A 13469-nucleotide genomic window follows, 5' to 3' on the forward strand; every position below is an offset into this window, starting at 1 on the left:
ATTCTATGCATATGTCATTAGGTGAATGGTTGATATGTACAAGAGTGGAACTTCACGAAAAACGGTTAGACTTTCGCATACTTTTTTACATAAAATAGGAATTGACATGAAACCAAATGGTTGTATATAATGAAAAACGAAACCAAAAGGTTTCATAAAATTACATAGGAGAGATGAGGAGATTCGATATGTTATTTCAAGAAATTAATTATTGGGCTGTGTTTGTTACGGGGATTTTATCGTTAGTTTTAGGGTTTTTGTGGATGGCAGTGATATGGGCTAAGCCTTATCAGAAGCACATGTACGGCAAAGGAGACCAAGTCAATCTTACTGTAAGTAAAGCAGATAAAACCCAATCATTCGTGATTTATATTCTTGTATCTTTCGTAACCTCTATTGCATTCGCAGTATGTTTACAGCTATGGAAAGCTGGCGGACAAGCATTTGCATATGATGGCGACCGATTGCTCAATGCCTTCTGGTTTACTATGCTGCTAACAGCAGGCTACACGCTTCCATTCACGATTGGCAAAAAGGTATGGCAATTCAAAAGCTGGCTTGTCGTGGCTGTCGACACCTCCTATGAGATCGTTCGGTTCACGATGCTGTTACTTGTTTTCTGGTTCTGGAAGTAGATTATCTGAAGATACGCTAACTTCTTCTAAGCTTATGATAAGCCTTCATGTTCGACTCCGAGGTATAGTAAGGATGTAGCTAAGAACTTACTTTCAGGAGGGGTCAAGATGAGCAAATTAACGCAAGAAGAAGTCGCATTTTATAAGAAGAATGGGTATTTACTATATGATAAGCAGTTATTCTCTGCTGATAAATTAGCCGAGTTAACGGAACTATTTGAAGATCAATTGAGACAAAAAGGCAGCAAGCTTTCTGACGAACTAGACACGCCGCATTTCCGTGAGGATCGCCTTCTAAATTTTTTATTATCGGATGAAGTATTGGACCTTGTTGAGCCAATTATCGGGCCTAATATTGGTCTGTGGTCCTCTCATTTTATTTGTAAGGATCCGTTTGTGGGTCGAGCGACGCCATGGCATGAGGATTCTGCTTATTGGAAAGGCCGCGTCAGCAACTTCGATAAGATCATAACCGTTTGGTTGGCTATCGATAATAGCACGAAGGAAAATGGCTGTATGCAAGTCATTCCAGGCACGCACAACAACGGATTTTCTGAATACGAAAGTGTAGACGGTGCGAAGAATCTCTTCAGTACGCAAATCAAAAATATGGACACATCCACAGCCGTTCATTTTGAGTTGCAGAGAGGTCAATGCTCGCTGCATGATTCACGTATCATTCATGGTGCTGATCCGAATAAGAGTGAGTTCCGTCGCTGCGGCTATACCATGCGTTATTTTTCTACAGATACGAAGATCTTTGAGGAGAAAAATCCGAATTTCAAAGTATGGTTGGCTCGCGGCAAAGATCTAGCAGGAAATAAATATGCGAACGTTGAATAGCAGGAATTATGGCTTCATGCATTGAAAGCTTAGGATATACGAAGTAGTCGTGAAGGGAGGTAGCGGATGAAGAAACAACCGGTGAGACTTACGAATGAACAATTTATTCATCCTGCCTCCTCCTTTCAAATTTATTTTCAACATGTCAATGAGCATCATGCGCTGCATTGGCACGAATTCTACGAGCTTTGCTTTGTGATTCGAGGCAGGGGTATGAATATTGTAAATGGAACTGAGCATGAGCTAAACAAGGGAAGCTTGTTTCTGTTGACGCCTGCAGATTTTCATGAAATCTATTCCTATCCAGATGATCAGATGGAATTGTATAATCTCGTTTTTGATGAGGAACTGCTTGATCAGGAGATACGAGAGTTCATGTTTGGACAAGTTGCTGAATATATGGTTGATCTGAACGAGGCTCATCATGAGGTCATAGAGTCCGAGTTCCGCTTGATTCGTGACGAGGTTCAAACGAAGAGACCAGGACATCACATTCTGATCAAAGGTGCTTTCGAAAGAATTCTATTGTACTTAAATCGTACCTATAATGAAGATCAGCTTCACGCTGACTCGCGCGAAACGACGTCACATCCTCCATCACTTCAGCGAGCGCTCGTGTATATTCACCATCACTTTCGTGAACCGCTTCGTTTGGATGACGCAGCCAAGCAAGCTGGGTTGGCACCTAATTATTTTAGTCTTGTTTTTCATAAAATGACGGGTATTTCGTTCCAAATCTATTTGCAAGGATTACGTCTCCATTTTGCTAAATCACTACTGCAAGCCTCGGATATTCCGATTACCGAAATCTGTTTCGCATCTGGCTTCAATACATTAACGCACTTCGAACGAGCGTTCAAACAGAAATTTGGAAGCTCTCCGCGAACATTCCGTTCCTAGCGGAGGTGTGGGTTACTCCTCAATTGTGTATAATAGAGTTATCTGATCTACAAAAAGGGGACGACTTCTCATGATTACTTGCAAATCTTGTTCCAAACCAACAGAGCTCCAGATGCAGCGCTGTACGCACTGCGGGGCCATGTTAACCTACACGGTTGCAGAGAAATTCGATATGATGGCCGAGTTAGTGGAACAAGCGCTGAAGCAGGAGCTCGAAGCGAGAAGAAGATTGAAGCACTAGACGGATATTAGCGAAAATCGCAAATACTAGACTGGTTTGCCAGTTTTGAGACACCCGACTTGTTCGGGTGTTTTTGTGTTTATGACGCGGCATTCACTTAGATTCCTGTTTAAGGTCAAGTTTTTGATGCTCAGTCCAATTCAATCTCAGATTGAAGAGCGTATACTTATTTTGTAGGCGCTTACAGTGCTTCCAAAATAAGATGACTGGGGTGATAGTGATGTACACAGGTTTAGTAAGCTTCAAGAGTAGGTCGATCATATTGGCTTGGGTTTTACCGCTCTTGTTGCTGTGGGGAATGATCTATACGCCGCCTGCGGCAGAAGCTGCTGTGACAGGCTATGTGACGCGATCAGGAAATCAGCTGCAGCTTGACGGTCAGCCATTTCGTTTCAGTTCGGCCAATATTTATTGGCTAGGCTTGGATGAGAATGTGCCGACGAATGGAACGATTGATTTCCCAACGAACTTCCGAGTGGATGATGCGCTCGCCACAGCCAAAGAAATGGGGGCTACTGTTGTTCGGTCCCATTTGGTGAACTCTTTTGGCTGCGCGAAATGTATTATGCCGACACTAGGGAATTACAATGAAGCAGCCTGGCAGAAGGTGGATTATGCCATTAAAGCCGCAGGAGATCAAGGGATTCGACTCATTCTACCGGTTATTGATATGTATAATTATTACCATGGCGGCAAGAAAACATGGACCAAATGGTATGGGTACCCGGATGATGGCATCATTTATACAGGGTATGAGTTTTTTAGTGATGCGAATATTATTACGGCGTTTAAGCAGCATTTGAGTGTCATGTTAAATCGGGTGAACACGTACACGGGAGTGGCTTACAAAAACGATCCGACGATTCTCGCATGGGAAACTGGGAATGAGCTGGGCTGGTATGACAATCCGACGCAATTAAAAAACTGGACACAGCAGATTGCGGATTACTTGAAACAGCAGGATACACATCACTTAGTAGCCGATGGGAACTACGGCATTGCAGATGCCCATCTGACCATTTCGAGCATCGATATGTATTCTGACCATTTCTATACGTGGGGGGATAAAGGCTTATCCGTCCCGATCCTTCAAACACAAGCTAATAAAGTAAGAAACGCTGGTAAAGTCATGTTCGTCGGCGAGTATGACTGGAAGAGCGAGCAGTTCGGCACACTGGCTGCCTTCCATACAGCTATTGAGAATGATAGTGTCATCGCAGGTGACATGTACTGGGCGTTATTCGGCCATAACGATAATTATGGCTATGTTCAGCATCCGGATGGCTACACAGTCCACTATCCAGGTGACACGACATTTATGCGGACCCAAGCGCAGCAAATGAGGAATCATGCCTACAAAATGAGAGGCATCACAACAGCGCCAGCGCATGGCATTCCTGGTGCGCCATTCATTACCGGCAACACAACTTCAGGTGGCAAATATGTGCTGAGCTGGCGCGGTTCCGTCCCTTCGGATAAATACACCGTCGAACGCTCCACAGCAGGCAGCAGTGGACCTTGGACTGTCGCATGTAATCAATGCGTCACAGATAATCAAACACCTTGGACCGATTCAGGCTCAACGGCAGGTGCAGCAACCTGGTACAGAGTCAAAGGTCATAATTTGTCCGGCATAGCAGGTGCTTATTCAACGGTGTATGCGATTTCCGGTACACAGCTGCAAGTGCCAGGAAGCTTTACGCAATCGGCTCCAGCAAGCGGAGCCACTAGCGTGAATGTCACGCCGTCGTTTACTTGGGGCACCGCCACCAACGCAGCCACTTACACGATCGTCGTCGCAGATAATGCGTCGTATTCGAATCCTGTCATCAATGTGAGCGGGCTTACGAGCACTAGCTACACGCCATCGAATGTATTAACGAACAACAAAACATACTATTGGAAGGTAACAGCCGTTAACAGTACGGGTTCGACGAATGCCTCCAATGCTGGAATCTCATTTACTACTGCAGCACTCCCAGCACCAACCTCGACCGTTGATAATTTCGATAGCTATGCGTCAGATGCAGCGTTGCAAGCCGCGTATGTGAAAAATGCTAGCGGAAATACATTTACTATGACCCGAGAGGCTATGACGAAGGATGCTGGCGCATATGGTGCCAAAATCGTCTATACCGTCAACGCAACGACCAGTTATGCAGGAGCCGTACACACGCTTGGCAATGCGAATTGGACGGGGAATACGAGTTTCAATCTCTGGGTAAAGCCAGACGGTTCGAATCGTACGTTAACGATCCAGTTCAAGGAAACCAATGGCGAGCTATGGGAAACGTACTATACACTAGCTGGTACGACAGCTACGACGCTGTCCATTCCGTTCACAAGCTTCCAACACCCAGGTTGGTATAGTGGAGGGAACGGTGTCATTGATTTGGGCTCCATTGCAGAAAGCAATTTGTATATTAACAAAGGTTCAGGCGCAGATGGCAGCAGCACGATCTACGTGGATTCCATCAGTCTAGGCAATGGCAGTACACCTCCACCGCCGACGACAGTCGTCATCGATAATTATGAAGGTTACGGCGGCTCCAATCCGAGCGTGCTTGCAGCTTATGTACGCAACACGGACGGCAATGCAATTACGCCAACCTTAGACGGGACGAATAAATCGCAAGGCTCCTATGGCTTGAAGCTAGCTTACACCATGGGAACGCCTAACTTTGCAGGGGTCGTGCATGCGATCAGCCAGAATTGGTCAGGTAAAAGCGGCATCCAATTGTGGCTCAAGCCAGATGGCTCGAACCGTACGTTAACAATACAGTTCAAAGAGCCGAACGGAGAGCCATGGGAAACCACCTATACGCTTTCTAGTACAACAAGCGGAACGATTCAATTGCCGTTTACGGCCTTCCAACATCCGCCTTGGTATTCAGGAGGCAATGGCGCGAAGGATCTGGGTTCAATCTCCGAATTTAACCTTTACGTGAATCAAGGCTCCGGCGGAACAGGCAGCAGCACGATCTACGTCGATGATATCCAGGCTTATTAAGCGTCATCAGTGTTTGTGATCACAACTGAAGCCGTCATGCGGAAAATCCGTATGATGGCTTTTGCCTATATGTTAGAATGAATGGGACCAGAGTTAAATTCTGGAATGCCCTCAAGGGTGGGATGAGCATGATCCGCATCATTGTTGTTGAAGATGAGAAGGCCATTCGAATGGGTATGGTAAGCATGATAGAAAGTATGGAACTTAATGTCAGCATACTAGGTTCGTTCGGAAATGGATTGGAGGCGGTGCAGTTTCTGACCAAACAAGCTGTAGATGTCATCATTACGGATATTTCCATGCCGAAAATGGATGGATTCGAGCTCACGGAGCATGTCCGTCTGCATTATCCAGAAACCAATATCGTTATTCTGAGCGGATACAATCAATTTGATTACGTACGTAATGCATTGCGGTCTGGTGTTAGTGATTATTTAGTCAAGCCGGTAAATAAGAAAGAGCTTCATCAAGTAATCAAGAAACTTATGGATCACACGCTGCAAGAGAGACTGCGGAGAGAGCAAACGACAGATCTTTTGTTGAAAAGCTACTTGTCAGGCGAGATGAAGATAGATCAGCTAGAATTACTTTGGGAATCCTTCTCCACGTATAGAGGGCGTGCTACCCCCTGTGTATTTATGGTGAGCAAAGCAAGGCATATCGCAGCCTCAACAAGCAGCCACAGACTGTCCAATGGCACTTCATTTCCAGATAGCATGGCATGCAAGCTTACACCTAGTCTCGAGCTGATGATTATATTTGGCGTTAGCGATGTGGAGGAAATTGAGCAAGTATTGGGGTTAGGCGAAGCAAATATACGAGGTATTTCATCTGCAGTTTCTCGAATCGAGGATTGGCCGAGGGGCTACGCTGAAGCGATATCTGCGATTTGCATGAATTGGCACCGCGAAAGCAAGATTGGCTTGATCACTTATGCGGAGCCCAGTTACCCTCGTTCAGAAATCACGGTCATGGTCGCTCTGATCGATTCCCTGTTACAGAGTTCCTCCAAGTGGATGGACCGGAGTGAGCTAACGAAATTAAAAGGGCATTTATATCGGCGTGCGAAACGAATCCAAATTCACTGGGCAGATTTGTGTCGAATACTTGGTTATTTATTATATCAACTGCGCATGCGTATTTCCGATGCGACCAATCGGACGTTTGTTTCACATACGGATTCGAATGATTTTGAACTACAACTATGCGAGCATGCTGCCTTGCAAGACGTTTTAGATGATATTTTTGACAGGATGGACAGCATGTTAGCTGACTTGGAGATGGAGCCCGGCGCTTACGAACGGAAGGTAGTAGGTACGGTCAAAAAGATCATCGATCAAGCCTACAATCGTGAGATTGAATTGTCAGAGCTGGCGAATCAAGTGTATTTGACAGCCAATTATGTTAGCTTTTTATTCCGCAAAGAAACGGGGATGACCATTACGGAATACATTATCGACCTTCGCGTCTCGAAAGCTAAGGAGCTGCTCCTTAACCAGTTGGAATTGAAAACCTATGAGGTTGGGCAAGCCGTAGGCTATCCCGACGCTGCTTACTTCAATCGCCTATTTAAAAAGGTTGTCGGTACTACGCCTCGCATGTACAGGGAACAAACGCAAATAGCTCAATTACCAAACTAACCTGATTGTTTAGAAGGACAATGTAGCCCAATAAAATGCCAAGCCAGTACATTTCATCCACCGATCATCCCTCCTATAATTAACAATGATACAAATTGTAGATTACGAGGGGGCGAACGTATGCGTTTGAAAAGCATGTGTGCAAAGCTTGTAGTAGCCATGCTAGTGGTGTCTATGCTCTTAAGCGGGTTTGTAGGCACACCAATAATGAAAGCGGAAACAAATTCCGTGCTGACCCAATTTATTACCCGATCTGGTGATAAATTGATGGATGGCTCAAACGAATTTCGATTTATTGGGGCGAATGTGCCTACGCTAACCATGGTCGAGGATGGCTATTGGCAGGTTCCAACAGAGTGGGAACAGCGAGATGCATTTAAAGCTTTACAGCAAATGGGAGCTACGGCAACGAGAACTTATGTCCTTTCGGTTAAAAAGGATACCGACTACCCTGGCATGATTCGTCATGTCATGGGGCCTAATCAGTTCAATGAGCAAGCGTTTGTTGCGCTGGACCGTGCGCTGGCCCTTGCGAATGAGTACGGAATTCGTCTCATTATCCCCTTCGTGGATCAATATGAATGGTGGGGCGGCATTGGCGAGTATGCTAAGTTCCGTGGAAAGAGCAAAGATGCTTTCTGGACAGACACGGAAATCAAGAATGACTTCAAAGCAACGATTAACTATGTATTGAATCGCACCAACACCATCACAAATGTGAAATACAAGGACGATCCTGCCATTCTCGCTTGGGAAACAGGGAATGAATTAACACCTCCAACCTCCGCATGGACAACAGAAATGGGTACTTATATCAAAAGCATTGATGCTAAACATCTGCTTATTGATGGCAAATACGGTATCGATGCCAGCTCGTTGGAGGCAAGTTCACCGATTGATATCGTAAGCAATCATTATTATCCTAATCATTATGCTAGCTTTGCTTCGCAAGTGAATATCGATAAAAATACAGCAAGAGGGAAGAAGCCTTTCTACGTTGGGGAGTTTGGCTTTATTCCAATGACGGAATTAACACCTTTTTTAAACAATGTTGTTGAAAACGGTACCAGCGGTGCTTTGATCTGGAGCCTGCGGTATCACAGTGAGGACGGCGGCTTTTTCCGACATACGGAAGGCACGTACGGTGGCACCTTCTACGAAGCTTACAAATGGCCAGGCTTCCCAGCCGGTGAACAAGGCTTCCAGGAATCAACGGTGCTCAATCTACTTCGGGATAAAGCATACGTCATTCGCGGCATCTCAAAGCCGCCGTTACATGTGCCTGAAGCGCCTGTTATGCTGCCGATTAACACCGTTTCACGCATTGGCTGGCTGGGTTCAACAGGTGCAACGTCCTATACAGTCGAACGTTCCGTGTATGCGAACGGTCCTTGGAATACGGTCGGCGCTCAAGTCTATGACGCGTACAAAACAGATTTATTCGACGATATGACCTCGGTTACGGGGGCAACGTATTTCTATCGAACGAAGGCGAAAAATACGGTCGGCGAATCGACCTATTCTCCTGTGCTAGGTCCTGTCATCGCGAAGCATGCCATTCAGGATGAGCTTATTGATTACAGCAAAATGTATCAATTCTCAACAGATTTGAAATTCACGACAGATGACTTGGATCCTGCTTTGTTTGGCGGAGATCATTATCGACTTAAATTGCAGCCGAATGCAGCCAATCAATTCGTAGCGTATGCGCTGCCTTCGACGCCGACAAATTCGACTGCACTGCGAGCCTTGTCCTTACAGGTGTCAGCATTCCGCAACACGGCTCAACCGGCAAATGAGTTTAAGTTCTGGAGTTCTGCGGATGGGACCAATTACACGGAGCTTCAAGTGGATAAAACGTCTTCGGGCGGCGGTGAGTGGCGTAAAGTTGTGTACCATACGAGTACATTGCCTATGGATGCGAAGTACTTTAAAGTAACCTTCCCTGAAGGGGATGGCGATGCGCAATTAGGCGATATTGAGATCGAATACAATCATACAAGCGGAGAAGAGCTGATCTATAAGGAAGCTATTTCAAGCGTTGCGATCACCAATGGTGTGCTAACAGATGAAATGAATAATATGTTGAAAATGGCAGACCACACGCCTAATCTGGGATTTGAATCCGGCGGAACCTATTTTGGTGGCGATTTGAAACGGTTAGTCAGAACGGCAAACAACGCGGAATCGTTTGTATACCACACAGCAGGGGATATGAATTATTTCATCATGACGAGCTTTGCAAGGCAAGAACCTAGTAAGTACCGGTTGCCGAACTTCACTTTTTTAACATCACCCGATGGCGAACATTATACGAATGTTAGTAATAGTGAGATCAGTGAGGTGCCTGGCGAGGGGTGGTGGAGCCGGATGGTTTACACAGCTTACACCTTACCCGCTGGGACAAAATATTTAAAAATTGTTTTCCCGGTTATACCGGCGAATTTCGCTTCTGAATATTGGAGTCCGCAAGTAGGGCGCATTCAAATTGGCGTAGGCTCAGAAAAGCTAGAACCGCCGCCTATCAACGTAAAAAGTGAAATCATTGAAAACTTCGAGGGCTATACGGGCTCAGATAATATGTTGAAAAGTGCTTATACCGTTAATCCGGGGGGATCACTGCTTGGCTTGAATTTGGATAATGTTCATAAATCCGAAGGGAATTATAGCCTGAAATTAACCTCCTCGCTGAGTGCAGGCTGGGGCGGGATGGAAAAGCAGATTACGAATACGGATTGGTCTGGCAGCAGCGGTATTTCCTTCTGGGTACAGCCTGCCGAAGCGTACACAGGTATTTCGATTCAATTCAATGAAGGAAGTGCAACGAAAGGTGAGGTTTGGAAAAAGGATATCCGGGTATCTGGCAGTGAACCTCAGTTGATACAGTTGCCTTTTAACCAGTTCTATGTGCCTGATTGGTGGAAAAACTCACATCAAGGCGTGGGCAACAATGTGGTTGATCTTTCGTCCATTACGACATTTAGCATCAATATTGATGGAGCAGCCAATGTAACTCGTTCTATTTACCTGGATGATTTTCGATTGTACAAATCACCTGTTGTAGATAATTACGAAGGCTATGGTTCGGATAATACGAAGCTGAGAGTCCAGTATAAGCGCAACAGTGATGGCGACCCGATGACAGTGACATTGGATGCCGAGAATAAACAATCGGGTGCATATGGTGCTAAGCTTGACTTTGAAATGACTGCAGCCAAAGGATATGCGGGTATAACCAAATCCATCGGTGGTGCGGATTGGTCAGCCAACAATGGAATCCAGCTATGGATGAAGTCAGGGCAAGCAGGACGCGGTGTTACGATTCAAATAAAGGACGCAACAGGCGAGTATTGGGAAACCGATGTGTTTATCAATCATACGGATGGAACCCTTATGAACATCCCTTTTGGTGCTTTCCATTTGGCGGGATGGCAATCGGTGACTGTTGATGGGAAACTTGATCTGACGTCCATTTCAGAGTTTTCGATCTATGTGAATAGAGGGTCTATTGGAAATGGTGCGGGCACGCTGTATGTCGATGATATTCAAGCGGCAGCGCTTCGTGAAATCGACAATTTCGACTTCTATTCAAATGATGCCAGAGTGCGAGCCGATTATGTGAAAGCAGCTGACGGCGATGAGATAACCGCTTTTATGGAAAATAGCATCAAGCAGGCGGGGAATCATGCGCTTAAACTGAGCTATACCTTGACCGCAGCGAAGGGCTATGCCGGCGTCAAACGGACATTTGGCAAGCTGAATATCGCCAAAGGCGGCAATGCTATTTCCTTCTGGCTCAAGTCGAATAGCGTCGGACACGGACTTACATTCCAATTGACAGAAAGTGACGGCGATATTTGGGAAGCGCAGACAACGATGACTTCAACAGAGGCTGAAGTTATTCAGATTCCTTTCGGTGGATTCGCACGCAACCAAACTTGGTCGAAAGGTGATGGCAAGCTGAATCGAGCTGAAATAGCCTCCTATGCGATTTTCGTAAACAAAGGGAATGGGCAGGCGGGGTCGAATACCATTTATTTGGATTCTATTGCCATTGATCAAGTGCCGATCATTGATAATTTTGACTATTATGGCGGTGGCGAACTTGTAGCTGGCGGCGCGTATTCAACGAATAAAGACGGTGGCTCGGTGACATTAACACCTGTGGGGGATCAGAAAGAAGCGGGACCGTTCGGAGGCAAGTATGTTTATGAGCTGCCGACAGCGTCTAAAAATTTTGCTGGTGTTAATAAAAAGCTAGATGAGTTGGACTGGAGTGACTATGAAGGCATTCGCTTCTGGTTGAAAAAGGATGCATCGAATCGCAAGTTGACGATTCAGTTCTTAGAGTCGGATGGTTCCGCATGGGAAACCTATATTGAGTTAAATGGTAATAAATCAGGTGTCATCAAGCTGCCATTCACTGGGTTTACGAAGGCACCGTGGAGTTCAGCCGGTGATCGTATCATCGATTTGGATGCCATCAAAGAGTTCTCGATTTATGTGAATCAAGGCGCAAATGGTACGCTCGGCCAAGGAACGCTGTATTTTGATACGATTAAGGTTTATAAAGCTGGGGAGGAGCCAATCGATCCAGTAGATCCAACAGATCCAACAGATCCGACAGATCCAACAGATCCAACAGATCCAACAGATCCGACAGATCCAACAGATCCGACAGATCCGACAGATCCAACGGACCCAACTGACCCAACAGATCCTGTTGATCCAAATCCGACAAATCCAGTGGATCCTGTAACTGGTTCTGAACAATCATCTCCAGGTGCTGTGACTCCAGCACCAACCGTAGTTGAAAAAGACAAACAAATTGAGCTCACAGACGAGGCGTTCAAACTACAAATCATCACGGATGGCGATGGGAAAGCTGTGCATCAAGCCATCATCCAAGCTGACGAACTGAAGAAGGCGTTGGACCTTCTGGTGAAGAAAGAGCAAGGAACGCCGATCGTTTTGAGCTACGAGTCATCTGAAGTTGATGAAATCGTCATTCCAAGTAGTATTCTATTGACTGCTCTGCAGTCGAACCCTGCTCAATTCGCTAGCACAGTCATCACACTGAACAGCGATGCAGGTTCCTACTCGCTTCCGCTTAGCATTCTTACCAATCCTACGCTGCTGAAAGCGATTGGTACATTCAGTGAGGACGCAGCTCTGCATATTGCCATTTCGCCTGTACCAACAGAGCAAGCTGAGCAGATCCGCAAAGCTGCAGAAAAGCAAGGGGTTACACTGATCAGTAAACCTGTATCCTTCGGTCTGCTTGTGACAAGCGGTGGTCAACGAACGGAGATTGATAATTTTGGCGCTCAGTTCATCACGCGAAGTATCATCATGAACGGCCCCGCCGACCTATCCACAGCCACGGTTGTCGTTATCGACGGAGAAACTGGCGCAATCACGTTCGTCCCTGCGACCTTCCAGCAGCATGACAATAAGCTGGAAGCTGTTATCAGCAGAAACGGAAACAGCGTCTATGCAATTGTCTCCCATCAAGCCAAATTTGATGATGTTCCGCTGACACATTGGGCTGCATCTTCCATTGAAGTATTAGCTTCCAAGCTGCTGCTGAATGGCATGACGGACACGACGTTCGCACCGGATCGCGCGGTTACACGAGCAGAATTCATCACGATGCTGGTCAAAGCGCTGGGGATCGTTCCGTCAAAAAGCTCGCAAGCGATCTTCGCTGATGTAGGCTCGCAAGATTGGTATGCATCTGCCATTCATGCTGCGCATGAGCTGGGCTTGGTAGACGGCTTTGAGGACCACAGCTTCCAGCCGAATGCGACCATTACGCGGGAGCAAATGGCGGTGATGCTCGGCCGAGCATTGGCTTTAACGAAGCTGTCGCAAACGGTGAAGCCAGCTGCTGCACTCACCTTCACAGACGCTGCTCGCGTCTCGTCTTGGGCAGAGGCATCGATCCGTCTAGCGACAGCCGCAGGCTTGTTAAGCGGCAATCCCGACGGATCGTATCGCCCGCAAGCTCAGGCAACACGTGCTGAAGCTGCCGTTGTCTTTTATAACATGCTGCATAAGCTGGGCAATGTGAAGTAAGTAATTGGGGGCTTCGGCCCCCAATATATGTCTATATTTCCACCGAAAAGTGGAAATACAGTACAAGGAAAAACAAATGCGTGCCATTTTACTCGGGGCATGGGCGATTTATAATAAAAATG

General features: G+C 46.2%; 7 protein-coding genes. All 7 read left to right on the top strand.

All coding sequences use genetic code 11. The annotated features are described in order from the left end of the window. Window positions 1-188: 188 nt before the first annotated feature. Entirely contained in the window at window positions 189-635 is a 447-nt protein-coding gene (locus AC58QO_RS02430) for a DUF1761 domain-containing protein (RefSeq protein ID WP_497263714.1), read from the top strand. Between the two features lie 108 nt (window positions 636-743). Next, entirely contained in the window at window positions 744-1478 is a 735-nt protein-coding gene (locus AC58QO_RS02435) for a phytanoyl-CoA dioxygenase family protein (protein WP_497263715.1), read from the top strand. 66 nt (window positions 1479-1544) lie between these two features. Beyond that, the gene (locus AC58QO_RS02440) at window positions 1545-2378 is read left to right on the top strand and encodes an AraC family transcriptional regulator (protein WP_497263716.1); all 834 of its coding nucleotides are present in this window, start codon (window positions 1545-1547) and stop codon (window positions 2376-2378) included. A 70-nt stretch (window positions 2379-2448) separates the two neighbouring features. Then, the gene (locus tag AC58QO_RS02445) at window positions 2449-2619 is read left to right on the top strand and encodes a hypothetical protein (RefSeq protein WP_497263717.1); all 171 of its coding nucleotides are present in this window, start codon (window positions 2449-2451) and stop codon (window positions 2617-2619) included. 220 nt (window positions 2620-2839) lie between these two features. After that, window positions 2840-5629 carry a carbohydrate binding domain-containing protein gene (locus AC58QO_RS02450; RefSeq protein WP_497263718.1) on the top strand — a complete coding sequence of 930 codons (2790 nt, stop codon included), beginning with the start codon at window positions 2840-2842 and terminating at the stop codon, window positions 5627-5629. A gap of 128 nt (window positions 5630-5757) precedes the next feature. Continuing rightward, window positions 5758-7269 carry a response regulator transcription factor gene (locus AC58QO_RS02455; protein WP_497263719.1) on the top strand — a complete coding sequence of 504 codons (1512 nt, stop codon included), beginning with the start codon at window positions 5758-5760 and terminating at the stop codon, window positions 7267-7269. Window positions 7270-7389: 120 nt separating this feature from the next. Then, on the top strand, window positions 7390-13347 hold the full coding sequence (locus AC58QO_RS02460; protein WP_497263720.1) for an S-layer homology domain-containing protein: 5958 nt from the start codon (window positions 7390-7392) through the stop codon (window positions 13345-13347). Window positions 13348-13469 lie beyond the last annotated feature (122 nt).

The sequence above is a fragment of the Paenibacillus sp. J31R30 genome (assembly GCF_059692115.1).